24 protein-coding genes are annotated in these 25452 nt (G+C 45.8%); 13 read left to right on the top strand and 11 right to left on the bottom strand.

Annotated elements, in window-relative coordinates; translation table 11 throughout:
* Nucleotides 1-46: 46 nt before the first annotated feature.
* Nucleotides 47-679 (top strand): hypothetical protein, encoded by a 633-nt coding sequence (locus tag QUA43_RS09315; protein ID WP_333373108.1) that lies wholly within the window; start codon nucleotides 47-49, stop codon nucleotides 677-679.
* Nucleotides 680-902: 223 nt separating this feature from the next.
* Here QUA43_RS09315 and QUA43_RS09310 read toward each other — a convergent pair whose 3' ends face one another.
* On the bottom strand, nucleotides 903-1145 hold the full coding sequence (locus QUA43_RS09310) for a ChaB family protein (RefSeq protein WP_333373105.1): 243 nt from the start codon (nucleotides 1143-1145) through the stop codon (nucleotides 903-905).
* A 1149-nt stretch (nucleotides 1146-2294) separates the two neighbouring features.
* On the opposite strand from QUA43_RS09310, the gene QUA43_RS09305 reads away from it, so the two are divergent.
* Both QUA43_RS09305 and QUA43_RS09300 read left to right on the top strand, forming a co-directional pair.
* On the top strand, nucleotides 2295-3245 hold the full coding sequence (locus QUA43_RS09305; protein ID WP_333373103.1) for a hypothetical protein: 951 nt from the start codon (nucleotides 2295-2297) through the stop codon (nucleotides 3243-3245).
* 71 nt (nucleotides 3246-3316) lie between these two features.
* Nucleotides 3317-4060, top strand: a complete 744-nt coding sequence (locus tag QUA43_RS09300) for a DUF4142 domain-containing protein (protein WP_333373099.1) — start codon at nucleotides 3317-3319, stop codon at nucleotides 4058-4060.
* 188 nt (nucleotides 4061-4248) lie between these two features.
* Here the strand turns inward: QUA43_RS09300 and QUA43_RS09295 are convergent, their stop codons facing one another.
* A complete protein-coding gene (locus QUA43_RS09295; protein ID WP_190736353.1) occupies nucleotides 4249-4617 on the bottom strand; it encodes a Lin0512 family protein in 369 nt (122 codons plus the stop codon).
* Nucleotides 4618-4903: 286 nt separating this feature from the next.
* Between QUA43_RS09295 and QUA43_RS09290 the strand changes: the two genes are divergently transcribed.
* On the top strand, nucleotides 4904-5818 hold the full coding sequence (locus QUA43_RS09290) for a branched-chain amino acid transaminase (protein WP_333373096.1): 915 nt from the start codon (nucleotides 4904-4906) through the stop codon (nucleotides 5816-5818).
* Nucleotides 5819-5982: 164 nt separating this feature from the next.
* Complete coding sequence (locus QUA43_RS09285) at nucleotides 5983-6267, top strand: tetratricopeptide repeat protein (protein WP_332984688.1); 285 nt, start codon at nucleotides 5983-5985, stop codon at nucleotides 6265-6267.
* Nucleotides 6268-6289: 22 nt separating this feature from the next.
* Here the strand turns inward: QUA43_RS09285 and fghA are convergent, their stop codons facing one another.
* Both fghA and QUA43_RS09275 read right to left on the bottom strand, forming a co-directional pair.
* On the bottom strand, nucleotides 6290-7144 hold the full coding sequence (gene fghA / locus QUA43_RS09280; RefSeq protein WP_333373241.1) for an S-formylglutathione hydrolase: 855 nt from the start codon (nucleotides 7142-7144) through the stop codon (nucleotides 6290-6292).
* 223 nt (nucleotides 7145-7367) lie between these two features.
* Nucleotides 7368-8477 carry an S-(hydroxymethyl)glutathione dehydrogenase/class III alcohol dehydrogenase gene (locus QUA43_RS09275; protein ID WP_333373093.1) on the bottom strand — a complete coding sequence of 370 codons (1110 nt, stop codon included), beginning with the start codon at nucleotides 8475-8477 and terminating at the stop codon, nucleotides 7368-7370.
* 297 nt (nucleotides 8478-8774) lie between these two features.
* On the opposite strand from QUA43_RS09275, the gene QUA43_RS09270 reads away from it, so the two are divergent.
* From QUA43_RS09270 to sppA, 4 genes are all read left to right on the top strand, one after another.
* Nucleotides 8775-9809 carry an RRXRR domain-containing protein gene (locus tag QUA43_RS09270; RefSeq protein WP_333373090.1) on the top strand — a complete coding sequence of 345 codons (1035 nt, stop codon included), beginning with the start codon at nucleotides 8775-8777 and terminating at the stop codon, nucleotides 9807-9809.
* A gap of 47 nt (nucleotides 9810-9856) precedes the next feature.
* Nucleotides 9857-10540: an SDR family oxidoreductase gene (locus QUA43_RS09265; protein ID WP_333373238.1), complete on the top strand. Its 684-nt coding sequence runs from the start codon at nucleotides 9857-9859 to the stop codon at nucleotides 10538-10540.
* A gap of 144 nt (nucleotides 10541-10684) precedes the next feature.
* The gene (gene fni, locus QUA43_RS09260; protein ID WP_333373086.1) at nucleotides 10685-11734 is read left to right on the top strand and encodes a type 2 isopentenyl-diphosphate Delta-isomerase; all 1050 of its coding nucleotides are present in this window, start codon (nucleotides 10685-10687) and stop codon (nucleotides 11732-11734) included.
* A 401-nt stretch (nucleotides 11735-12135) separates the two neighbouring features.
* Nucleotides 12136-13956, top strand: a complete 1821-nt coding sequence (gene sppA, locus QUA43_RS09255) for a signal peptide peptidase SppA (RefSeq protein WP_333373083.1) — start codon at nucleotides 12136-12138, stop codon at nucleotides 13954-13956.
* A 384-nt stretch (nucleotides 13957-14340) separates the two neighbouring features.
* Here the strand turns inward: sppA and QUA43_RS09250 are convergent, their stop codons facing one another.
* Nucleotides 14341-14610: a GlsB/YeaQ/YmgE family stress response membrane protein gene (locus tag QUA43_RS09250; RefSeq protein WP_333373081.1), complete on the bottom strand. Its 270-nt coding sequence runs from the start codon at nucleotides 14608-14610 to the stop codon at nucleotides 14341-14343.
* A gap of 299 nt (nucleotides 14611-14909) precedes the next feature.
* Here QUA43_RS09250 and QUA43_RS09245 point away from each other — a divergent pair, with 299 nt between their 5' ends.
* Nucleotides 14910-16097 (top strand): tetratricopeptide repeat protein, encoded by a 1188-nt coding sequence (locus QUA43_RS09245; RefSeq protein WP_333373080.1) that lies wholly within the window; start codon nucleotides 14910-14912, stop codon nucleotides 16095-16097.
* Between the two features lie 125 nt (nucleotides 16098-16222).
* Here QUA43_RS09245 and QUA43_RS09240 read toward each other — a convergent pair whose 3' ends face one another.
* Entirely contained in the window at nucleotides 16223-16933 is a 711-nt protein-coding gene (locus tag QUA43_RS09240) for a carbonic anhydrase (RefSeq protein ID WP_333373078.1), read from the bottom strand.
* A 234-nt stretch (nucleotides 16934-17167) separates the two neighbouring features.
* Between QUA43_RS09240 and QUA43_RS09235 the strand changes: the two genes are divergently transcribed.
* Nucleotides 17168-17983: an MOSC N-terminal beta barrel domain-containing protein gene (locus QUA43_RS09235; RefSeq protein ID WP_333373075.1), complete on the top strand. Its 816-nt coding sequence runs from the start codon at nucleotides 17168-17170 to the stop codon at nucleotides 17981-17983.
* 19 nt (nucleotides 17984-18002) lie between these two features.
* Here the strand turns inward: QUA43_RS09235 and ylqF are convergent, their stop codons facing one another.
* Both ylqF and QUA43_RS09225 read right to left on the bottom strand, forming a co-directional pair.
* Nucleotides 18003-18857: a ribosome biogenesis GTPase YlqF gene (gene ylqF / locus QUA43_RS09230; protein ID WP_333373072.1), complete on the bottom strand. Its 855-nt coding sequence runs from the start codon at nucleotides 18855-18857 to the stop codon at nucleotides 18003-18005.
* A gap of 186 nt (nucleotides 18858-19043) precedes the next feature.
* Nucleotides 19044-19457, bottom strand: a complete 414-nt coding sequence (locus QUA43_RS09225; RefSeq protein ID WP_333045478.1) for a universal stress protein — start codon at nucleotides 19455-19457, stop codon at nucleotides 19044-19046.
* Nucleotides 19458-19640: 183 nt separating this feature from the next.
* On the opposite strand from QUA43_RS09225, the gene QUA43_RS09220 reads away from it, so the two are divergent.
* Nucleotides 19641-20840 carry a phosphoglycerate kinase gene (locus tag QUA43_RS09220; protein WP_333373069.1) on the top strand — a complete coding sequence of 400 codons (1200 nt, stop codon included), beginning with the start codon at nucleotides 19641-19643 and terminating at the stop codon, nucleotides 20838-20840.
* A 191-nt stretch (nucleotides 20841-21031) separates the two neighbouring features.
* A complete protein-coding gene (locus QUA43_RS09215) occupies nucleotides 21032-21748 on the top strand; it encodes a pentapeptide repeat-containing protein (RefSeq protein WP_333373066.1) in 717 nt (238 codons plus the stop codon).
* A gap of 208 nt (nucleotides 21749-21956) precedes the next feature.
* Here QUA43_RS09215 and QUA43_RS09210 read toward each other — a convergent pair whose 3' ends face one another.
* The 3 genes from QUA43_RS09210 to QUA43_RS09200 all read right to left on the bottom strand — a co-directional run bounded on the left by QUA43_RS09210 (nucleotide 21957) and on the right by QUA43_RS09200 (nucleotide 25409).
* Complete coding sequence (locus tag QUA43_RS09210; protein ID WP_333373064.1) at nucleotides 21957-22622, bottom strand: response regulator; 666 nt, start codon at nucleotides 22620-22622, stop codon at nucleotides 21957-21959.
* 312 nt (nucleotides 22623-22934) lie between these two features.
* Complete coding sequence (locus tag QUA43_RS09205; RefSeq protein WP_333373061.1) at nucleotides 22935-24281, bottom strand: EAL domain-containing response regulator; 1347 nt, start codon at nucleotides 24279-24281, stop codon at nucleotides 22935-22937.
* Between the two features lie 858 nt (nucleotides 24282-25139).
* Nucleotides 25140-25409, bottom strand: coding sequence for a hypothetical protein (locus QUA43_RS09200; RefSeq protein WP_333373057.1), 270 nt, complete (start codon nucleotides 25407-25409; stop codon nucleotides 25140-25142).
* Between the last annotated feature and the right edge of the window lie 43 nt (nucleotides 25410-25452).

The following is a 25452-nucleotide window of genomic DNA, read 5'->3' as shown; positions in this document are numbered from 1 at the left end:
GAGATAGTACCTAAGCTAATAATTGTAAATTTTAATAGTGTCAGATATGACCTTTTTTAATTATTCAGTTCCGCCTCTGCGCCGGAAACAGCTTAACATCGAGGTTCAGGAGTTAGAAGGGCTTTGGCAGGTTCAGTTTCCCCTTGGCAAAGATCGATTTTATTCACAATTTTATACTTGTCTCGATCGAACTTGCTTGCTGTGGAGCTTGCTGTTAATACCCATATTCGGCACAGCACAATTTTTTTCTGTGAGTTGGATGCTGCAAGCCGGTTTGTGGTCAGCGCTCAGCCTCGTAGGTACAGCAGCAATGGTAAGCATGACATACTCTTGGGTCAAAATAGAAGGCCTGATTTGGGTGCTTTACGGTTGGGTAATACTAATGTTATTAGGATTGCTACTGACCGATTTAGCAATTTTTCTCAGATGGGGAAAACTGTTGGCGAATCTCTGTGCCCTGTGGTTAGGAATGAGCGGAATAGGGTATTTGGGGACTGGATTTGCAGTGCGCTCGCGCGCGCTTTTAGCAGCAAGTTTACTTCACCTGTTGGGGATTTTGATTTTGCCTTACACGGGCGGTTGGTCTTTCCTATTTACGGGAACCGTAATGGTATTTAGCTTGCTGGTGTTAGCCGAATTGCAATGGGATATGCGCCAGCCTATTAACAGGCTGCATTAACTTCTGTACCACCGCGATTCCAACACCTATCAACGTAAAGCATAAATCACAAGTGATGAGTACATTGCTAATGACTGATGAGATCATGCCCGCTAGAATAACGTCACTGCAATTAGTTGGTAGTGAGGACTCTTCGTTCTCATCAAAAGTTGAGGAATGAAGCCCTCACTACACAGCTAATAGGGGTTATGTTAGCGGACACGATATTACTAATGGCTGATAACTAATTGCCACCAGACTGTACAGATTTGCGGGTTTGGTTAGTATCGTCGCCCTTGTGATGCCACGTGCCACCTTCGCCTTTAACATATTCAGATTTTACACTGTTCCAAGCAACGCTAGTAGCACCATCTGCGCTCATTCCATCTTCGCTAGCGCTCTTAAAAGCAGCCTGAAAAATTTGTTGAGCTCCTTGGGGGAGTTCTTGTGCTTCCGAAGGTAGGGTGTCAAATTGTTGTTCTGCCATAATGACCTCTAATTATTAAACATAAATGTAATCTTATATACGAGAAGCCACTACTTTTCTCTCTCTAAAAGCAAGTTTTAAACCGGATTTTTCTCATTCCCCAGACAGATGTAATATTAAATTTATTCGCAGCGGGAAAAGGAATTTAGTTGCCGTTGCAGGTTCAGCCGTATTTGGGTAATTTATTTTGTGAAACAGTCATTAATCTGATTTCGGCTTTTTCACTTGCGAATTTAGAAAAAGCGATGAACATTAGATAGCGAATTCTGGCAATAATTCGATACAGCGTAGTTGATGTCTGCTTATGAAATGTGTTAGGGAATAAGCGCTATCTGGCATAGTTTTGGTTTTACTATATCAGAGTTTAGCCGATCGCACTCACAAGCAATTCTGACGACTGCGCCGCCGCTGGTTAATTTAATCTCGCGCGGGCAGGACTCGGATAGCCCTCAGTTCGCCTTCCTGTTTAACGCAAGTCAAAGCCCAGTCAAAAGCCTTGCTGTTGCGGGGGTGTAGGCGCTCTGGGACTATGAGCGCTCGGGCGTTTTGAGATAATTTAGTTTCCTGAGAAAGTTTGAGCGGTATGCTAGGAGGGGCAAAATTGCCAGCAGCAAGTTCAGGAAAAATAGCGCTCAAAAAAATTTTAAACTAACTCATCTGGCGGAGTGCTAACCCAAAATTGACGGTGAAAAAATCAAGAATTGCTGTCTCAAAGCACTAGCAGCCGGAGAAAATTTATAGGAAGAACCGCGCGCTTGTCTGAGAAACCCGGTTGATTCCTATATGTCTCGTGACTCAACCCAAAATTTTTCAGATCAACCCGCTTTTTATCCCCCGTAGACAAATTTTGATTAAGCTAGTCGGTCGCCCTATCAAATATCATCCACCACTTGAAATAAAACGCCATTTTGCCAAATATTCCTAAAGATGAATGGCGAACTTGAACGATACCTAATAGCTTATAAGCTGTTAACGCGGCGGTCTAATTTATCCGTGATAAATAATCGAGGAAACGGGACTAAATATGCTCCTTTACCTTCATTATTACGCAGCAAAAGTTAGAAAAGTTGCACGTTACGCTGTCAATTTGACCCTGCGGTTTTGGCATCACAAGCGATCGCAGGTATCTACGTAAAAGCAAGCATTACCATGAAATCTTCTAAATTGTTGAAAGTTGTTTTAGCAAGCGCTTGTACTTTAGGTTTAGCAACGGTTTCCTTCGCAGTGCCTGCTTCTGCCCAGTCAGGCGACGGTACTGGAAGCGGCACGGGCACAACAGGTACAGGCACGACTGGCACAACGGGTACAACCGATACGACTGGCAGCGGTACGACAGGCACGGGTACAACCGGTACCACCGGCACGGGTACAACCGGTACCGATACGACTGGCACGGGTACAACAGGCACTGGTACAACCGGTACTGGTACAACAGGCACTGGTACAACCGGTACTGGTACAACCGGTACCGATACGACTGGCACTGGTACAACCGGTACTGATACGACTGGCACTGGTACAACCGGTACTGGTACAACCGGGACTGGTACAACGGGTACAACCGGCACGGATACAACCGGCACTGGCACAACCGGTACAACCGGCACGGATACAACCGGCACTGGCACAACCGGCACTGGTACAACCGGCACTGGTACAACCGGTACTGGTACAACCGGTACAACCGATACAACGGGCACTGGTACAACGGGTACAACCGGCACCGGTACAACCGGGACAGGTACAACAGGTACAACCGGTACGACGGGTACAACAGGTACCACCGGTACAACAGGTACCACCGGTACAACGGGTACAACCGATACGACGGGCACGGGTACAACTGGTACAACCGGTACGACGGGTACAACCGATACGACGGGCACGGGTACAACCGGTACGACGGGTACAACTGGTACGACGGGTACAACCGGTACAACCGGTACGACAGACGGTACGACATCGACGCCGGCTGATACTAATTCTGGAGTTTTGAGTGCTCGGCGCGATAGCCCCAACAATTTCGGGTGGCTGGGTGCCTTGGGCGCGTTTGGTTTGATCAACTTGTTTAGGAAAGGCAGCACACCCTCCCATCGCTAGTTTGGGGCGATTCCCTACGGGATAGCTTCGCTTCACATACTTTTGAAAACAACTTAGAGGCTTAGAAATTCATGACTTCACTCAATCGCAAAAGTTTGTTCAAAAAATTGGTAACAGTTGCCGGAATTGCGGGCGTTAGTTCCTTGATAGCTGTGCCGGGATTCGCAGAATTAAACCGCCAGACTCACGGCTTCAACCAGTCGGGCGATCGAGTTTTTGAGCTTGCTGATAACGCTACCGACGATGCTACTACTCCCAACACTCCAAATACCCCCACCAACAACACTCCCGGCCGTTCTCCAAATAGCCCCATCAACAACACTCCCAGCCGTTCTCCCAACACTCCCACAGGTAGCGAAACTTCGCCTAATTCTTTCAGCAGCCAAGACAGAAACTTTGCCATGCAAGCAGGTCAAATTGGTATGCTGGAAGTGGAGCTCGGCAGATTGGCAGTGCAGCGCGGTTCTAGTGCTGGTGTGAAACAATACGGGCAAGAAATGGTTGAGGAACACACCCAGGCTAATCAAGAACTGATGCAGTTAGCAATGCAAAAAGAGGTAGAACTGCCAACCGAAATGAATACCCAGAACAAAGCTTTGATGGATCGACTTTCGGGACTCTCCGGTACAAGTTTTGATGCTGCTTACAAGCAGGCTATGATCGACAGCCACAATCAGGCTATTGCTTTGTTTCAGGCTCAATCTCAACAGGGACAAGATCCCGAGTTGAAGGCTTGGGCCACCCAGAAGTTGCCGAACCTTCAGGCGCACTTGCAAATGGTTAACCAAATGTTGGCAGATACCAGCAAGCCGTAATATCAGGTAGAGGAGGTAGAGTGCGATCGCCTAAAAGCCGATCGCACTCTACTTTTCCTAATTCGAGACTTAGCCTAAATTAATCATTTTTTAACACACAGGCGTACGATCGCCCGATCGCGAAAACAAGCAAGTGCGATCGGGCGATCGTATTTCACCGCAGATTTATTCAAACAACACCCAATTAATTAGTCCTCAGTGTCCACAAAAACAGTCACAGCCGCCACAGCGATTAGCATTTCATCATTTTTATCATTCAGAGAGGCGATCGCCCTTCCTGGCACAATCATGCCTCCTTGTTCCACAATCAGAGTTTTGCTGCCAAAAGGCAGCACCGCCAACACCTCCTGTTCCCGCACTTGTTCCGGGTAAGGAACAGCCACCTTAACCTCAACAATCATCTGATTTGGGTCAGTCAAACCCGCCACTTCCCAGACGCCTAGGAGAGCATTATGGGCGATCGCATTCCGTACAGCCCTTGCACAGGCTACAGTCGGTTCCTGCCCGTGCTGGTCTATACCCATCCCCATTTCAATGATGAAACATTTACGTGCCATAGTTGCCCTTTGGTTGATTTTTGTTTGTAGTCGATCGCACAGTTTCCCAAAACAATTATCAACCCTAATGACCGCATTTTATATTATTTTATCGCTCCATCGAATAACACAACAATCATCTCATTTAATAAAAAAAAGGTAACTTTAGACAACCTCCAAACTTATATCTAATCAGTCATTGTAAATCTCAAATCTCAAATCTCAAATCTCAAATGGTATAACTTATGGTAATATAACCAAATTCACCATTCCTCGCGGACTGCAAAACTCATCGCCAGCTTGAATCATGGATAGTTTTCTGCCAATTGCCTACTTTCAAAACCAATTTCTCCCATTTACAGACGCCAAAATTTCCATAGCCACCCACGCACTGCACTACGGAACCGGAGTTTTAGGCGGGTTGCGGGGAATTCCCGACCCCCAAAATGCCGATCGAATATTGCTATTTAGATTAGACCGCCACTGTCAAAGATTAAGTCAAAGTGCCAGCTTCCTTCACTGCGATTTGCCAGCAAGCAAAATCCAACAAATAATCATTGATTTTGTCCAAAAAAACCAACCAACAAAATCATTTTATATCCGCCCTTTTATCTACACATCCAGTTTAGGAATTGCCCCCCGACTGCACAACGTAGAAACCGACTTTTTTGTCTACGGATTAGAACTTTCCGACTATTTGCCCAAAGAAGGAGTCAACTGTAGAATTAGCTCTTGGTACCGCCAAGAAGACCGCAGTTTGCCCTTAAGAGGTAAAATTAGCGGTGCTTACATCACCTCAGCTTTAGCCAAAACAGAAGCAGTAGAATCCGGCTTCGACGAAGCTATTATGATGAACACTCAGGGAAAAGTCAGCGAAGCTTCAGGAATGAACATATTTGTCGCCAGAAACGGTAAATTAGTTACTCCCGGTTTCGATCAAGATATTCTCGAAGGAATTACCAGAGACAGCGTAATCACCATCGCCAGAGACTTAGGAATTGAAGTCATAGAAAGACCCGTTGATAGATCAGAACTGTTGATTGCAGACGAGATTTTCCTCTGCGGAACGGCCGCCAAAATTACGCCAATCAAGCGAGTAGAAAACTATCACTTGCCCAAAAACCGACCCATCACCGAAAAGATTTTGGACAAACTAACCGGGATTATCGAAAATCGCGACAGCAAGTATCAAGACTGGGTATTTCCGATCGACCTAAATTAACCGTTTGTAGTGAGGAGTTCAGTCCTTCTTTTAAAGACTAAATTCCTCACTACAAACCATCAACTGGACTGCCATGTCCTTACACCCGTCTGCTGTATTTCATCGGCTTAAAAACTTCTATATCGACGCTCCATAATTAACTAGATAGATAATTAAGAAATGCGATGGAAGCTCGAGAATTTTACGAACAAGGATTCGACCTCGGTCGCAGGGGGCTGTACGAGGAAGCAGTTGCAGCTTTTACTCAAGCAATAAATCTCAATCCTGACTTTGTAGAAGCTTACATGATTCGTGCTACTGCTCGAAGTGGAACAGGAGATTTACAGGGGGGAATTGAAGATTTTGAGAAAGCTATGGATATCTACAGGGCTAGAGGACAATCGCAAATAGCTGATATGCTTTTAGTCCCTTGGAGTGCGCTGCACAATGAAATTAGGTTTAAGGACTAAAGTCCTTACTACAAACTAAAGTTCACTCACACAAAGCAGCCGCGTGAAATTGAATATGATCCTCGATAAAACTCGCCACAAAATAATAGCTATGATCGTAACCATCCTGCATCCTTAAAGTTAGCGGCTGTCCCGCTTTTGCACAAGCCTCCGCGAACACTTCCGGCAACAACTGCCCGTCAGCGAGATACGAATCAGCAGTGCCACAGTCAATCAGAATCGGACGGTTGTATCGCGCCTCAAGCACCAATTCGCTAGCATCCCAAGCCTTCCACATCTCTTTGTCGCCACCGAGGTAGTGCCCGAATATTTTTTGTCCCCAAGGGCAGCTCATTGGCGCGGAAATAGGCGCAAAAGCGGAAACTGAAAGATAGCGAGATCCATTTTTCAACGCGCAAATTAACGCCCCGTGTCCGCCCATCGAATGACCGAAAATTCCCTGTTTTTCCGGTATCGCCGGAAAATTTTCGGCGATTAAATTTGGCAATTCATCAACCACATAACTGTACATTCGATAGTGAGAATTCCAAGGTGCGGCTGTCGCATCAACATAAAAACCCGCACCACTTCCTAAATCCCAATCGTCATCTTCGCCAGGAATACCAGTATTGCGCGGGCTAGTGTCGGGCGCAACCAGCATTAACCCGTATTTTGCCGCAAATTGTTGCGCCCCCGCTTTTGCCATAAAGTTCTCTTCCGTGCAGGTTAAACCTGATAGAAAATACAAAACTGGTACGGGTTGAGATAAAGCTTGCGGCGGCTGGTAAACAGCAAATTTCATCTCGCTGTTGCAGGTTGAGGATTGATGGCTGTAAAAGCCTAGTTTGCCACCGAAACATTTCTGTTCTTTGTGCAGTTTTAGGGAGTCAGAGAGCATAATTGGGAATTGGGAATTGGGGATTAAGCTTTGTTCTATCTCACATCTTGCACCATTCTCAAGAACAGGCAAGATGCCTGTTCCACAAAGAGTGAATTTTCTTGTGGAACAGGCATCTTGCCTGTTCATAAAAAGCTTATTGAGAATGGTGCAAGATCTCCGTTCTATCCGTTACATCCGTTACAAAATCCGTTGCCGAACTTCTTCCTTCACCTTCAAAAACTCAAAATGTCAACACTGTGCGAATTACTTCGCCTTTGTGCATTAAATCAAAGGCTTCATTGATTTTGTCGATCGGCATTACCTGAGTTACGAGACTGTCAATATCAATTTTACCGTCCATGTACCAATCAACAATCTTAGGAACATCTGTTCTGCCTTTTGCACCGCCAAAAGCCGTCCCTTTCCAAACTCTGCCAGTTACTAGCTGAAACGGGCGGGTGCTAATTTCTTGACCGGCTCCCGCTACCCCGACAATTACGCTCACGCCCCAACCTTTGTGACAGCATTCCAGAGCTTGGCGCATCACATTAATGTTGCCGATACATTCAAAACTGTAATCAGCTCCGCCTTTGGTTAAATCTACTAAATAAGGCACTAAATCGCCTTCCACTTCGCGGGGATTGACAAAGTGAGTCATGCCAAATTTTTCCGCCATCTCTCGCTTGTCGGGATTCAAGTCTACGCCGACAATCATGTTAGCTCCCACCATGCGAGCCGCTTGAATTACATTCAAACCCACGCCGCCCAAACCAAAAACTACCACATTAGAACCAGGCTCTACTTTCGCAGTATTAATGACAGCGCCGATGCCAGTTGTGACGCCGCAGCCGATTAAACAAACTTTATCAAAAGGAGCATCTTCGCGAATTTTTGCTACTGCAATTTCTGGCAAGACTGTATAATTAGCAAAGGTAGAAGTTCCCATGTAATGGTAAAGTTTCTGCCCGTCTATAGAAAACCTACTCGTGCCATCGGGCATCACTCCCTGGCCTTGAGTCACGCGAATTGCTTGACAGAGATTTGTTTTGCGGCTCAAACAATATTCGCAGTTGCGGCATTCAGGAATGTAGAGAGGAATTACCCGATCGCCCACTTTGACACTCGTTACTCCCGGCCCCACTTCTGCGACAATCCCAGCTCCCTCGTGGCCTAAGATAGCCGGAAACAAACCTTCTGGATCGGCACCGGAAAGAGTGTAAGCATCAGTGTGACAAACACCAGTGGCTTTAATTTCCACCAGCACCTCTCCAGCCCTCGGCCCATCTAGATCAACCGTTTCAATGCTCAAAGGTTGGCCGGCACTGCGAGCAACGGCTGCTTTTACTTTCATGCTTTCTCCCTGCGATCGATTTGTCAATTAGCCAGTCAATATGTATTGTATTACTTAATGTCAAAATTCAGCAAATCTGTCACTAACCTCACCCTTTTAGGGTGAGGCTTGAAAGAGGAAAATTCACCACCTTCTTAATTCAAGACTAAAACAGTGTCTAGCCTGTGTCGAAAGAGACAGACTGAACTGCCTGGGAGTGGTATCCGGTAAGACGTTAAGAATGCTTCCCTAGTTTTTAACCTCTCTGGCAGTCAGTGGCGAAGGGAAATATACACCTAGAAATAGGACTTACCGTCAATGTTTGTACCCGTTGTAAACAGTGAAAATAGACCGTTAATGCCGACTACCAACGCCCGTGCAAAGCGTTGGATTAAGTCAAGCAAGGCAACACCATTCTGGAAAAAGGGAGTATTTTGTGTCCGACTAAATGCAGAACCTTTAAACCACAACTATCAACCCATAGCGGTTGGCATTGACCCAGGTAGTAAGCGTGAAGGATTTACCGTTAAATCCAAATCACATACCTACTTAAATATCCAAACTCATGCTGTTGACTGGGTGCAAGACCACGTTGAAGTAAGGCGCAATATGCGACGGGCAAGACGCTTTCGGAATACTCCATGCCGTCAAAACCGAGCTAACAGATTAGTTAACAAAAATCGCATCCCCCCATCAACGGCATCGAGATGGCAGTGGAAGTTAAGGATAATTAACTGGCTCACCTCTATGTTTCCCGTATCAGCTTTTGTTGTGGAAGACATCAAGGCACGAACCTGGAAAAACGGACGCAAGTGGAATGTATCGTTTAGTCCTTTAGAAGTGGGCAAAAACTGGTTCTATTCTGAACTCAGAAAGATCGCCCATCTTGAGACTAAATCTGGAAACGATACCTACGAACTGCGACAAAGTTTAGGACTAAAGAAGTCAAAGCAAAAGCTATCAAAAAAGTTTGAGGCTCATTGTGTCGATTCGTGGGTATTAGCTAATGGGTATGTCGGAGGACATATCCAGCCCGATAACACCAAGCTAATAGAGGTAATCCCTCTTGAATTCCACCGACGACAACTACATCGCTTACAACATTCCGCTGGTCACATTCGCACCCGATACGGCGGAACTTTAAGTGCGGGGTTTAAGCGCGGTTCAATCGTTAAACACCCTAAGTATGGGTTCTCTTATGTCGGTGGTTGGCAAGAGTCTCCAACAAAGAAAGACCCGTATCGGAAAACAATTAGCTTGCACAATTTAAAAACTGGCAAGCGGTGGTGTCAAAACGCAATGCCAATAGACTGTAAGTTTTTGTCTTACAACTCGTGGCGTATTGCAAATTAAATTGTAAAGCCGTCCTAAAAGGACGGGGTTTCAAACCCATTTTTATGATGACAAAATTAATTGTAATTACCGGAGTCAGTCGCGGTCTCGGTCTTGCCATGACTGAAAAGTTTATTGAATTGGGACATACAGTTGTGGGATGCGCCCGTTCTTCCGAAGCGGTGGAAAAACTCCAAGAAAAATATAGTGCGCCGCACCATTTTACTTGTTTGGATGTCGCAAACGACGATCGCGTAAAAGCTTGGGTTACAGAAATTCTGGCCAAAAATGAGCCGCCAGATTTGCTAATTAACAATGCAGGTGTAACTAATCATCTTGCGCCTCTTTGGAATGTTAGTAACGAAGAATTTTCGCAGGTAATTGATGTTAATATTAAAGGTACTGCTAATGTAATTCGCCACTTTGTCCCGGCAATGATTGCTCGAAAAAGCGGCATAATTGTTAACTTTAGTTCGGGTTGGGGAAGGTCAACTTCGCCGGAAGTTGCGCCCTATTGCGCTTCTAAGTGGGCGATAGAAGGACTTACGCGATCGCTCGCTCAAGAATTGCCCGCAGGTATGGCAGCAGTTCCTTTGAATCCGGGGATAATTCACACGGATATGCTGGAAATTTCTTTCGGAGAAGATGCGGAAAGTTACACGTCAATCAAAGCCTGGGTGCAAAAAGCAGTTCCTTTTTTACTCAAGTTGAAACCTTCAGATAATGGAAAGGCGCTGACCGTTCCTGGATAATACAGCAACCCTTGCAGAATTTGCGAACATCTCTCTTTTCTTCTCCTCTGCGCTCTCTGCGCTCTCTGCGGTTCATTAAAAAAATCAAAAATGAAATAAAATTGCTATATTCCCAAATCACAACTCTTTCCCCAAATAGCCACAGTGAACTTGCCGCTAACCTCCCCCTCGCAAACCGAAACCCGCAAAGCAGACCACCTGCGGATTTGCCTCGAAGAAGACGTACAATTTCGCGAAACTACCAGCGGCCTCGAACGCTACCGTTTTGAACACTGCTGTTTGCCAGAACTCGATCGCACTGAAATCGATTTAACCTCCACATTTCTCGGCAAAAAACTAGCCGTTCCCCTGCTAATTTCCTCAATGACCGGCGGCACAGAATTAGCCCAGACAATCAATTATCGCCTCGCCGATGTCGCTCAAGAATACAAACTAGCAATGGGAGTCGGTTCCCAGCGAATTGTTGTAGAAAATCCTCAACTAGCTCCTACATTTGCCGTCCGTCGCCGCGCTCCCGATATTCTCCTGTTTGCCAATATCGGAGCCGTTCAATTAAACTACAATTACGGTTTGGAACAGTGCCAAAAAATTGTTGATCTTTTAGAAGCAGACGCACTAATTTTGCACCTCAATCCGCTACAAGAGTGCGTCCAAACCGAAGGCGATACTAACTTTAAAGGACTGCTAGATAAAATTGCCAAATTGTGCGATCAATTACCAGTACCAGTTATTGCTAAAGAAGTCGGCAACGGTATTTCAGGAAAGATGGCAAAGAAATTGCTCGCCGCTGGGGTAGGTGCGATCGACATTGCCGGGGCCGGAGGCACTTCTTGGGCGAAAATAGAAGGAGAGCGAGCTAAAGATGGCAAGCAGCGCAGGTTGGGCGCAACCTTTGCCGACTGGGGAATACCGACAGCCGAGTGCATTGTCAGCACCCGCGCCGTAGCGCCGGATGTTCCTCTGATTGCCTCTGGAGGCTTGCAGAATGGATTGGATGCAGCCAAGGCTCTCGCCCTTGGCGCGGATATTGCGGGACTGGCGCGGCCGTTTCTACAAGCAGCAGCGGAATCGGAATCAGCCGCAGCCCTTCTAGCTGAGGCTTTAATTGCAGAAATCGCCACCGTGATGTTCTGTACCGGCTGCGCTAACTTGGATGAGTTAAAACATTCTGGGGTTTTGGAAAGGTTAAGATAAAAGTGAGTCAGCAGTCAAAAGTCATTAGTCAACAGTCATTAGTCAACAGTCATTAGTCAGCAGTCATTAGTCAGCAGTCATTAGTCAACAGTCATTAGCTAATAACTAACGACAGCGGATAATTGCTACATCCTACTTCCAGGAATGACCAATAAAATCGTTTCCGGTGGCATCGGAATAATATTTTGCCGAGTGCAGTGCGATCGACTCGCACGCGAGCGGGGACGCTTGCAAGCTCGGTATCATTCCGTTCTAACCGGATGTGATATAACTAATAACTAATGACTAATGACTAATAACTAATGACTAATGACTAATGACTAATGACTAATGACTAATGACTAATGACTAATGACTAATAACCAATAACCAATAACCAATAACCAATAACCAATTATCTAATGAAAGATTTCCTAAAATATACCTGTGCAAGTTTACTGGGCACCTTCCTAGGACTGCTGCTGCTGGGCAGCATCGGACTGGGGGGACTGGTACTACTAATTGCTATGGCGGCATCGTCGTCTAAAGATTCAGGGCCGCAAGTTAAAGATAAGTCTGTATTGGTATTAGACCTTTCTTTAAATATCACCGACAGCAAACCGAGCCGTAGCACTGGCGCGGCGATTGAAGAAGTGCTTTCGGAAGATTCCGGCGATACAGTGACGCTGCGGACTGTTTTAGACACGATCGAATATGCGAAAAAAGACCCGAAAATCGTTGGCCTTTATCTGGAAGGCAGCTCAAATTCGAGCAGCAGCGGGTTTGCCAATCTCAAAGAAGTTCGATCGGCCTTGCAGCGTTTCCGAGATGCCAAAAAACCCATTTTTGCTTACCAGATGGACTGGAATGAGCGAGATTATTACCTCGGTTCTGTCGCTAATACAATTGCAGTCAATCCTTACGGTGCTTTGGAAATCAACGGTTTTAGCAGTCAGGCAATGTTTTTCACTGGTGCTTTGGAAAAATACGGCGTGGGAGTGCAAGTGACTCGCGTCGGCAAATACAAGTCAGCCGTTGAACCGTTTTTGCTCACAAAAATGAGTCCCGAAAATCGCCAGCAAACTCAAAAGTTGCTCGGAGATATGTGGGGAGAATACCTGAAAACTGTCGCCCCGAGTCGCAAAGTGACTGTTCCGCAACTGCAAGCGCTTGCAGATAATGGCGGAATTTTGATGGCTGACGAAGCTCTCAAAAACAAGTTAGTTGATAAGGTTGTATATTTTGACGAAATATCGACCGAACTCAAAAAACTCACAGGAACAGATCGCGAAAACAAATCTTTCAAGCAAATTAGTTTGAAAAATTACGCGAGAATTGCTGAGAATAAAAACTCAACTCACGCTAACAAGAAAAACCAAGTTGCTATACTTTACGCTGAAGGAGAGATTGTAGACGGCGAAGGGGGCCCGACTCAAGTAGGAGGCGATCGCATCGCTCAAGAAATGCGGAAAATTCGAGAAGATGACGACGTAAAAGCAGTGGTTTTGCGCGTCAACAGTCCCGGAGGCAGCGCGACGGCGGCCGAAGTCATCGGGCGCGAAGTTATGCTGACGGGCAAAAAGAAACCAGTTATCGTTTCGATGGGCAATTTAGCAGCTTCCGGCGGTTATTGGATTGCGATGGGTTCCAGCCGCATTTTTGCCGAACCGAATACGATTACTGGTTCGATCGGCGTTTTTGGAATGCGGTTCAACGCCGAAAAGTTGGCTGCTAACAACGGTCTGACTTGGGACGTGGTGAAAACCGCCCGCTTTGCGGATATTAACACGGTTTCCCGCCCGAAAAATCCTCAAGAATTGGCGAATATTCAGAGAATAGTCGATCGCATTTACGATCGATTTATTACTAAAGTCGCCGACTCCCGCAAACTGCCGAAAAACAAAGTACAAGAAATTGCTCAAGGCAGGGTGTGGTCTGGTACGGCTGCGAAACAGTTGGGTTTAGTCGATGAAATTGGCGGGCTTGAAGATGCTGTCAGAGAGGCTGCTAAGCAAGCTAAACTCGGCGACGATTGGAAGTTGGAAGAATATCCAAAACGCCGCACTTTGGAGGAGCGAATTTTGGAAAAAATTTCCGGCGTTCATGTTTTGAAACCAGCCGCCAAACTCGACCCGCTAACGGCCGAATTTAAGAAAATGCAAGATGAATTGGCTGCGATCAAGTCGATGAACGACCCGCAGGGGGTTTATGTTCGCTTGCCTTTCAATTTGCGGATTGATTAATTAATACTAAATCCGGGATTTTTACCCCTTTATTCTTCAGTCCCACTCTGTGCGGACGAAAGTTTTGCTCTTGAACCGTTGCAAGCGCTGAGTCTAATAGGGGTTTTTAACCCGGATTTGGTAAAAGTAGGCTGACAAGCGAATTTCTTGATGGTACCCGCCACGTGATTTATCCGTGGAATCAATCCAAAATTGAAAATCGAAAATCCTCAAGCCCCCGCATTTACCCGTGGGGTCGCCTCTAAAATCTAAAATCTAAAATCTAAAATCTAAAATCTAAAATCGATTGACGCATCCTACAAGCAACTGAAAAACCCGGTTTCTTCCAGAAACCGGGTTTATGAATACCCTAAAAGTCGATCGACTGGGAATTGGCAATATTTGTTATGCAGCACGCTGAGTTAACAATCCCCAGATGAAAAGTACCACGATCGCACCTACGACTGCAAAAGCTATGCTGGGTAGAGTCAATGCTCCGAAGGATGCTCCCCCGCTCGTCCCCAATAAGACTTGACCTAGATAACCTCCCACTAGCGCGCCCACAATTCCTAAACCTGTTGTTGCCAGAAAACCGCCGCCTTGAGTTCCCGGATAAATGGCTTTGGCGATCGCACCGGCAATCAGTCCTAAAACGATCCAAGCAATAATTCCCATTTCTCTTTCTCCTGAATACTTAAACTTTTCTTGTGCCTTGTCTTATGTTCTAAGAATAACAACCCCTATCCCGCTCTTACCTCTACCGTAGGGAAGAATCGAAAGTGGTAGGATTTTTGATGAATCGTCCGAGTTTGAGGCTTTTTAATATCTCAAAAGAGTTAACCCACTTTTTCGAGGGAAGAAAGGTACTTATGCTCAAAGCAAAAGGAAAATAGGAGAATCTTTTCTGGGACTTTTTGTGTTTTACTGGTAAAAAAATTACAATATTTCTGTGAAATGAGGAAAGTTTGCGCCCGATGGATCTGACTCTGTGCATGATTGTGAAGAATGAAGAGGCAACACTGTCGCGGACTTTGGACAGCGTTAAGGGTGTTGTTGACGAAATGGTGGTGGTGGATACGGGATCGGGCGATCGCACCCGTGAAATTGCCCGAGAAGCCGGGGCGAGGGTTTATGACTTTGAATGGTGCGACGACTTCGCAGCGGCGCGCAATGAGTGTCTGAAGCACGCCCAGGGCGACTGGATTTTGGTGTTGGATGCCGATGAGGTTTTGGTACCGGAGATTGTACCTCAGATTAAGCAGGCAATGGCGAGCGATCGGCTGCTGCTAATCAATCTCATCCGCCAAGAAATTGGTGCCTCTCAATCTCCCTATTCCCTAGTGTCGCGCTTGTTTCGCAATCGCCATGACATCCGCTTTTCTCGCCCTTATCACGCCATGGTAGACGACAGCGTGGCTGAGATTTTGCAGAGGGAACCAAATTGGAAAATAGCTTCTCTCCCCGATGTGGCGATTTGGCACTCTGGTTATCAAAAAGATGCGATCGCAGCAAAAAGTAAATTCCAAAAAGCTCAAGCAGCAATGGAACGCTATATCGCTTATTATCCAAACGATGCTTATGCTTGTAGCAAATTAGGCGCGCTGTATGTAGAAAGCGGGCAAATCGGGCGGGGAATTAATTTATTAACCAAAGGCTTGACTGCTGGGGCAATTGATGATTCTATTGTTTACGAACTCAACTATCATTTGGGAATTGCTTATCGCCAGCAGCAGCAGTTTGTAAAAGCAAAAGAACATTATCAAGCGGCAATTAATACCAAAGTGTTCCCGCCGCTCAAGTTGGGTGCTTACAATAATTTGGGCAATTTGCTCAAAGAGGAAGGAGATTTGAAATCTGCTGAAAAAGCTTACAAAGCAGCTTTAAAAATTGACCCCAATTTTGCAGCAGGTCACTACAATTTAGGACTGACGCTGAAGGCCGCCGGAAATTTAGCAGATGCGATCGCCTATTACCGACAAGCGATAAAAATCGATCCCGAACACGCGGAAGCTCATCAAAACTTGGCAGTAGCCTTGCTGAAAATTGGTAAAATGCCAGAAAGTTTAGCCGAATTCAAAAGAGCGATCGCCCTTCACGAACAGCGACGCCCTTTTGAAGCAGAACGCCTGCGCCGGGGACTGCAAGAAATGGGTTTACTTTAAACTTGCATATCTACTTTATTGTTACCAAATAATTCTTAGGGGCAATCCCCGATGGTTTCCCCTCGCTCCCCAAGGGGTAGGCACTCTTGGCACTACCCTACAAATTCTGAAAATTACCAGCAAAATCAAGCAATTATCTCTACTTTGCCGCTATCCAAATCGTAGCGGCCCCCAACAACTTTAAGCTTGCCCGCTTTCACTGCTTCAGCTAAAATAGGCGACGAAGATTGTAACTTATTTACATTCATTTTCACATTAGCTCTGACTGCGTTATCCCACGCATCGCCTGTTTGACCTTTGGTCGAATCAACTGCCGGTTTAATCGCCGCCACCAAAGTGCTAATGTGACCCGGAACAGCTTTACCATCTAAAGCTGCTTTGACAGCACCGCAGCGTTCGTGACCCAGAATTACTAATAGTGGTACGCCTAATTCTAAGGCCGCATATTCTATATTTCCGAGAACCACATCGTCGAGAAAATTGCCAGCTACTCGGATATCAAATAAATCCCCTAATCCTTGGTCGAAAATAATTTCGGGAGCAACGCGTGAATCAGAACAAGCCAGGATGGTTGCAAACGGATGTTGACCCTGTGCTACTTCTACAACTCGCGATCGAGCTTGGTCGGGAAATGTCCGTTTTTGCTCAATGTAGCGTTGATTCCCCTCGATCAATTTCTGGAGAGCACCCTCGGGAGTAATGTCAGAGATTGCCTCTGCTTTTGCTGCTTCGGCTTGTAAAAACGCTGGTGCCAAGCTTGCCGCCAGCATCCCTGCACCAGCCCTCAACATTAAATTGCGTCGCGAAATCATGCTTCTACTTCCGCTTTCAGTCATTGCTTGTAACTCGGTTCAATTTTTTCTATTTTATACCATAAGATATACCACAAGCTCAGCCAGACTTCTTTGATTTTTCTTTACAAGCTGCTCCGGCACAATGTAAACTTCAAAAAAGTAGCCCATTTTTATGTCATTCATATTTTATTTAGTAAAGTCAACTGCAGTCATCCTTCTGCCGACAGGAGATGCTAGAATGTATCTAAAACGACAATTATTTATCAATGGCTCGAAATGTCTTACGTCGCCAGCATTCATATCTATCCGGTCAAGTCCCTTGACGGCATCGCAGTCAGTCAAGCCACTATTCTAGCCAGCGGAGCTCTATCCGGCGATCGTTCTTTTGCAATCTGCGATGCAGCAGGAGAATTGGTTAACACTAAGCACAACAGCGGAGTCCGTTTTCTACGCTTATCCTTTGACATCAAAAAGAGAATTGCCGGTCTGAAAATTCAAGGCACTGAACAAGAAATATTTTTTCATGTAGATAGAGAACGCTTGGGAATAGAATCTTGGTTGAGCAACTACTTCGGTTTCCCCGTCAAGTTAATTGAAAACTTGCTGACTGGTTTTCCCGACAATCTCGCTGCACCAGGGCCAAGCATTATCAGTACCGAAACAATTGCCGAAGTTGCATCTTGGTTTCCGAGAGTTTGCGTTAACGAGATGCGCCAGCGCTTGCGAGCTAATATTGAGATAGGAGATGTCCCGGCTTTTTGGGAAGACCAACTTTTCTCACAATCCGATGAAATTGTTAGGTTTAAAATAGGAACAGTAATATTTGAAGCTATTAATCCCGGTCAGCCATGTATCCTATCTACGCGAAATTATGCGGCGCAAGCAAGCGATCTAAATTTTAAAAATCTACTAACAGCCAAGCAAAAGGAAATCATGCCTGACCTGGTAAAAAAAGGGCATTTAAATCACTTTAGTCGGCTGATAGTTAACACGCGAATCGCATCGCAAGCAGCAGAAAAAATATTACACATAGGAGACGAAGTTCACATTATCAGCGTCAGCAACTCTCTATTGAATACCATTTCTGATTAGTTGTAGGTTACGAGTCTGCTCAAGCCGGCGGCAACTCCAAAGTAAGTTGACCCAAAACACCAGTTCTAAAATCGTTTAACATCTGCCGCGCCGTTCGTTCGACATCTCCTTTATACCTGTCTTTTGCTACCTCGTGCAAATAATCTTCACCATTACTAGAGGCTGCATCTAATTTATACCTGGATTTGAAACCAGATACTGATATCAAAGTGTCATCAGCCGCCTCAAGCCCTAAGAGCAAATCTACCATCGCTGCTGCTACTACCTGATTGTCGTAAGCTGCTTCGCCAATATCTTCGCAAATAGCTAATTTTAGGGCATTTTCTTGATTGTTAATTCGGGTTGGGATCACTCCGGGGGCGTCTAATAATTCAATTTCGTCAGAAATGCGAATCCATCGGAGTGATTTAGTTACTCCAGCTCTGCGGGCACTATCCACTACTCTCCGCCCTAACAGCCGATTAATTAAAGCAGATTTTCCGACATTGGGAAATCCCATTACCACTGCCCGGACTGGACGGGGCAGCATACCTCGATCGAACCTTCTTTGATTTAGCTGCACGCCAGCATTCTGCACGGCATCCGCCACAGCGTCTACTCCGTGACCGTGCTCGGCATTGGTAAAATACGCAGTTTCCCCCTGGGCCTCAAACCATGTTTCCCACGCCTCGCGCGATCGAGGCGTAATCATATCCATGCGGTTGATGACCAATACTCGCGCCTTGCCGCCCACCCAGGTCGGCATTTGGGGGTGATAAGTAGCCAATGGAATGCGGGCATCTCGGACTTCGAGCACCACATCTACCCGCTTTAGCTGTTCTTTTAATGCCCGTTCAGCTTTGGCAATGTGACCGGGATACCAGTGAATTTTCATTAGTTAGTTGACTGTTGACTGTTGACTGTTAACTGTTGACTGTTGACTATTGTTATTGGTTAGTTGTTATTGGTTAGTTGACTGTTAACTGTTGTTATTGGTTAGTTGTTAGTTGTTAGTTCTTGAATTACAACAGTCAACTGCCAACCGTCAACACTCAACAGTCAACAGTCAACTGACAACTGACTAAGGCACAATCAAAACTGCACAAGGAGACAGATTGATCACCCGATTGGTAACGCTGTCAGACGCCCCATCATCGGTTAAACCCATCCCCCGACAGCCCATCACAATCAAATCGGCCCCAATTTCGTCAGCCACATCGCAAATCGTGAAAGCAGGTTTGCCTTCCCGTTCGATGATTTCAGCTTCAATTCCCTGCTGGGAAAACATCGATTGGGCCTCAGAAAGAAGTTTGGCGACTGCTTCGGGGGAAGTCATCACCTCTCGCGCGGGGGCGTCGGCCTCCTCGGCTGGGGGCTCGACTACCGAGAGAATAACTAAGCGAGAGGCGTAGGTTTTCACGATATTGACCACCTTTTCGGCAGCTTCGCGGGCTTCTCGGCTTTGATCTACAGGAAATAAGACAGTCTTGAACATACTGCGCATCTCCGGGACGCGGACTCCGATAAAATGTTTACGTTGAGCCAATCAGTGCCGTTTGTTTCATCTTCCGTTTTTTGTACGGACGCGGTTGAATGCGTCCGAGGCCCAAGTGCAAGTGACCAGTGCCGCCATTTCAACGGAATTCGACAAAAACACACATATTAGGAGGTTAATCCTGTGACAAAAAAAACTGTAGCAAATTTATCGGCATCGGACTTATCGGGCAAACGGGTATTGGTGCGGGCGGACTTTAACGTGCCGCTCGACAACGGCAATATCACCGATGATACTCGCATCCGGGCGGCTCTGCCGACAATTCAAGATTTAGCGTCCAAGGGCGCTAAGGTGATTTTGTGCAGCCACTTCGGCCGTCCCAAGGGTGTGACGGAGAAGTTGCGCTTGACGCCGGTTGCGAAACGGCTGTCGGAATTGTTGGGCAAAGAGGTCAAAAAGACTGACGACTGCATCGGTGATGAAGTCGCTGCTACAGTCGCCGCGATGCAAGATGGCGATGTGCTGTTGCTGGAAAATGTCCGCTTCTACCCAGAGGAGGAGGCAAACGACCCAGAATTTGCTAAGAAGTTAGCTTCTGTGGCCGATTTGTATGTCAATGATGCTTTTGGTACTGCTCACCGGGCTCACGCTTCTACTGAGGGCGTTACTAAGTATCTGAGTCCTTCTGTGGCTGGGTTTTTGATGGAGAAGGAACTGCAATATCTCGGCAGTGCGATCGACAATCCTCAGCGTCCTTTAGCTGCTATAATCGGCGGTTCTAAGGTTTCCAGCAAGATTGGAGTCATTGAAAAACTGTTGGAAAAGTGCGACAAACTGCTGTTGGGCGGTGGCATGGTTTTCACCTTCTACAAAGCTCGTGGCTTGAACGTGGGCAAGTCTTTGGTGGAAGATGACAAGCTGGAACTGGCTAAGTCTTTGGAAGCTAAGGCGAAGGAACGGGGAGTTGCTTTTCTGTTACCTACTGATGTGGTAGTTGCTGACAAGTTTGCTGCTGATGCTAACACTCAAACTGTCTCTGTTGAAAGCATCCCCGACGGTTGGATGGGTTTGGATATCGGCCCGGATTCAGTAAAAACTTTCCAAGATGCTTTGGCCGATTGCAAAACGGTAATCTGGAACGGGCCGATGGGCGTGTTTGAGATGGAGAAGTTTGCTGTAGGAACTGAAGGTATCGCTCATTCTTTGGCTGGACTTACTAAAACTGGTACTACCACAATTATCGGTGGTGGTGACTCGGTGGCGGCTGTGGAACAGTTGAATTTAGGCGAACAAATGAGCCACATTTCTACTGGTGGCGGTGCTAGTTTGGAGCTGCTCGAAGGTAAGGAATTGCCTGGTGTTGCTGCTTTAGATGAAGCTTAATTAAGTTAAGTAGGGCGGGCTTTGCCCGCTTTGCTGGAACCAGGTCTAAATCCTTGGCTGCGAATCATTTTTTTGAAAATTTACCGCAGAGGGCGCAGAGAACGCAGAGCAAGAGAAAAGAGAGAATGATATGGGTTTAAAGTCTACAGTTTGCTAGTATAATTTGTTTGAAGTAGCAGTGAGGTTTGTTTGTGAAACTTAAACTCTTGGCAACTGTAACGGCAAGTTTAACTTTGTTTGGGCTGGCAGCTCCCGTTAAAGCTCAAAATCCCGATCATGTTAGGCAATTGCTGGAAACTAAAGAGTGCGAAGGCTGTGACTTGAGAAATGCTGATTTGTTCAAGGCTAGCTTGTACAGAGCTAATTTAAGAGGAGCCGATTTAAGCGGAGCAAATCTCTATGAAGCTAATTTGCTAGAAGCGGATTTAAGGGGTGCTAATTTGGCGAATGCTAACTTAGTTAATGCGGAGATGTACGGGGCTGACTTGGATGGTGCTAATCTGCGAAATGCGGATTTGTCTAATGCTTTTTTGGGGCGAGCGAATCTGACGAGTGCTGATTTGCGCGGTGCTAAACTTTTTAAGGCGAATCTGGGCGAAGCTTATCTGCAGCAAGCTAATTTGTCGAATGCCGATTTGAGACGTTCGCTGCTGTTTAGAGTTAATTTGAATCGTGCGAATTTAAGCGGAGCGGATATGTCTTTCGCGGATGTGCGCGATAGTAATTTGCAGAATGCTATTTTGTCAAATACTAGGCTTCCTAGGGCTCAATTGACCGGGACAAATATCGATGCGGCGAATAACGTGCGGCAGGGTGATTTGGAACGTGCCAACTTCCGGGGTACCAATTTGGGGCCAGGGGTTTGTGTGATAACTAATTATCCTTATTGTGTTTTGAATGTGGAATAATCTGCTTGCTGAGTGCGTCAGCCTCCATTTTTTTGGCAGCTACGGGAGTTTTTGCTCCCGCCCAAAAACGGATACAAGCCTGCGACTTAAGTCGTGGACAGATCAAAATTTTAGACTAAAGTTTTAGCTCCCCTATGAATCTGTGGAATAAATCTAAAATCTAAAATCTAAAATCCACTGGCTGGCGCACCCTAAGTTGACATCCGAGCTAAGTTTGAGGTGGTTTGTGTCCTCTTTCCAGGGCAAATCTCACAAGCTGAGCACGATTATCTAACTGTAGTTTGCTGAAAATGCTGCCTAAATGAGCTTGCACAGTCCGGGGGCTAATAAACAGCCGATCGCTAATTTGTTTGTTAGTATAACCCTGGATCACCTCCCAAAAAACTCTTTCCTCGGCTGGTGTTAAAGGCAAAGGTGCAGGTGCTGGCAATACTGTCACGAATGTTGGTTCTACCGCCCTACCGCTAGAAGTTTGAAGTAGTCGAACAATCTCGGCGTGAATGCGGTGAGAGCGCTCTAACTGCGCCTTTACCTTAGCTAAAATTTCTTCAGACTGAAAAGGTTTTACCAGATAATCGTCACCGCCGATCGAATGACCTTCAACTTTTGACTCCAACTCGCCTTGACCCGACAAAAATATAAAAGGGACTAACTGTCCCAAACGGGTAGTTCGCAAACGGCGACAAAACTCAAACCCGTCCATTTCCGGCATCATGACATCTGAAATTACCAAATCTGGGGGGGCATTTTCAAAAATCGAGAGCGCCTCAACCCCTGAATTAGCGCATTCAACCCGATATCCTTGACTTTCCAAGTACATTGCTAAGACTGTTTGACAGTCTGCTTCGTCGTCCACCACTAATATTCTTTCCATGACAGGCTTGCACCAATTCCAGTTGGACAGTTTGTGAAACTGCCAGTCCCAAAGTAGGAACTTAAATGAGTTTACCTCCTGCAACTTGATCAAGGCTCGCAATTTCAATACGCCACACTTTCTCAAATAGTCCCATTAGGGGCGCCTAGCGCATAATAGAGGAAGCAGTAGAGGAATATGGGGTAAAATCTCCTTCTTTGATTCCCCTATCATCAAAAGCTACAACTTTTTATGAGGAAGATTCAACTTTTGTGCAGAAAATAGAAGGGGAAAAAATAATTTTATCCTATTATACAGAAATCTTGGTGACACTTACACTATTCCTAAACCAGACATTGAAAGGTTTTTAGATTTTTCCGGTTCGGACACAGGTACAAAAGGAACAACGCGATCAGGTGCTACTACTGGGGGCTGCGCGAACAAACCGGGGTCGGCAACCAACATACTTTCAATTATCGCTGCTGGTTCGGGGCGACTGAACAGATACCCCTGCATGATATCGCACTGATGTTGTTTCAAAAAATCTAGTTCTGCTTCTGTTTCCACTCCCTCAGCAATTACTGTCATATTCAAACTGTGACCAAGTAAAATTACTGCTGTAGTAATAGCAGCATTTTGAGTATCTTCGTTGGCATTACGGACGAAAATTCGATCGATCTTTAAACTGTCAAAAGCAAATTGCTTGAGATATCCTAAAGTAGCGTAACCGGTGCCGAAGTCGTCAATAGCAATCCGAATTCCTAGAGCTTTTAGTTGGTTTAAAGTAGCGCCTGCTACTGTCGCATTTTCCACCAAAGCGCTTTCGGTCATTTCTAATTCTAAATTAGCAGGCTCTAAGCCTGTAGTTTCCAATATTTGGACGATTCGCGCCTTGAGTTCCGGGTCAGACAACTGCCGGGCCGACAAGTTTACTGATATTGTAAAGGGCGAAAACCCAGCCGCCAGCCAACTAGCGGCTTGAGCGCAAGCTGAAAGCAGTACCCACTCCCCAATCTGAATAATTAAACCTGTTTCTTCTGCTAAGGGAATAAATTCGCAGGGAGAAATTATACCTCGATCGGGATTTTGCCAGCGCACTAAAGCTTCGGCGCCGATAACTTGGCCGGTAGCAATATTAACTTGTGGCTGATAATATACCTGAAACTCACCTTGTGCCAAAGCGTGGCGCAGCAAAGCTTCGAGAGCAAACTTTTCAGGAGAGAGAGTCGTAACCTTGGTGGAGTCGTTAACTAAATCTTTGAGTCTGGCTTCTGCTTGGTGAAGCGCGACTGTCAAGGGTTGAGTAATAGTTTGCCGTTTCAAGACGCGAGAAGCAATGGCTCCGAGCAATTCAGCCTTGGTAAACGGCTTTGTCAAGTAATCGTCGGCCCCCAATTCCATCCCGCGACGAAAATCGGTTTTGTCACTTTGAGCCGTGAGGAAAATAAATGGAATTGTTCCAGCTAGCGAGTTTTGCCGGAGAGTCCGCAACACGTCATAACCGTCTACTTCCGGCATCTGCACGTCGCACAAAATTAAATCTGGTATCTCCGAAAGTGCCATCTGCACCCCAACTCGACCGTTTTCTGCCGCAATGACCCGGTAGCTGTGAGATTCCAGGAGTTGCAGAAGAGTTTCCCGGATTAATTCGTCGTCCTCAATTACCAAAATTTTGAGCATGATACTTAGATAACAGATGGCACTATATATCTGAACCTGACTAACTCTAGCATACTCAAACTAACGAATTACTGAGTCGGCCAATTAGCCAATAAACGATTAGCCAAATGGCTGAATATTTTCCCTCGGTTCTTAAGTCACCATAAAAGCACTGGGAAAATAGGGAAGAGTTCGATTTGTTTCAAGAGCAGAAAACTTCTGCGCCCGACTCGTTTGATAAATTTTCATTACAAAATAGCCGGTGTTTCTCATAAAAAAAATCAGCCAACAGTTTCAGTGCGCGGATGGGGGAAATCACTCAGACAATCACTTAATATTATAGCAATCCTTCCAGGAGTCGTAAAGTTTTTCCCCCACCCCCAACTCTCCCCGAACCTGCGGGGAGAAAGTAAGAAATTCACAAATTATTTACGATTGCTATATCAATAGTCCGGACAGTTTTTCTCTGGCCCAATGGCTTATTCTCGCTTGACTTTGAGGCGAGCGTGAATAATTAAATCAATGTCACCTCTACCCCTGACTTGCATTTAATTCGACTTTTTTATGATCCTTGCCCCGCGTAAGCTTGTAGTATCGTTCCAAAAACTGTCCGGAGTATTGCTATATGATGTGCGGTTAATTGTTCCTAATTAAGCCGTGTTTGTACCGACAACTAGAGTTTTATCTCTCTGGATGAATCAGGACGCTGCGTCCTGATTCATCCAAAAAATGGTACTTGCTTTCAGACAACAATCGTGGAGAGATAAAAAGTTTAGATGAAGGTTCAACCTGCCAGATTCATCTGTGAAGTGAATCTAAAATCGACTAAAGGAGAACTTAATTATGGTTCTATAACCGGAAATCATATTATCCACGGCCTTAATTCAGTGGCTTAGTGGAATTAGCGCAAAACTTTTCATCTACAATTGCAGAAGTGATACTCACAGCGTGCATTGATGATGACGGAATTATCCGGTCTTGCGGAACTACCACGGTCTTTTTACAAACCAGCTCGCTACTGCCTACAGAGGCAAAGTTCCAAGCATAAAATTCGGGAGTGCTGACTGTCGCATTGGCCGGATGTAAACCTAGTGCAGTCACTAATACTAATCCAAAAGTCACTAAAGCTACGATCGCGAATCTCAGCATATTCTTTGTTTGAACCCGACAACTTATCTGATTGGTATTACCT

Source organism: Microcoleus sp. N9_B4, assembly GCF_036701635.1.
GTDB lineage: Bacteria > Cyanobacteriota > Cyanobacteriia > Cyanobacteriales > Microcoleaceae > Microcoleus.
This window is presented reverse-complemented; position numbering and strand designations above follow the sequence as displayed.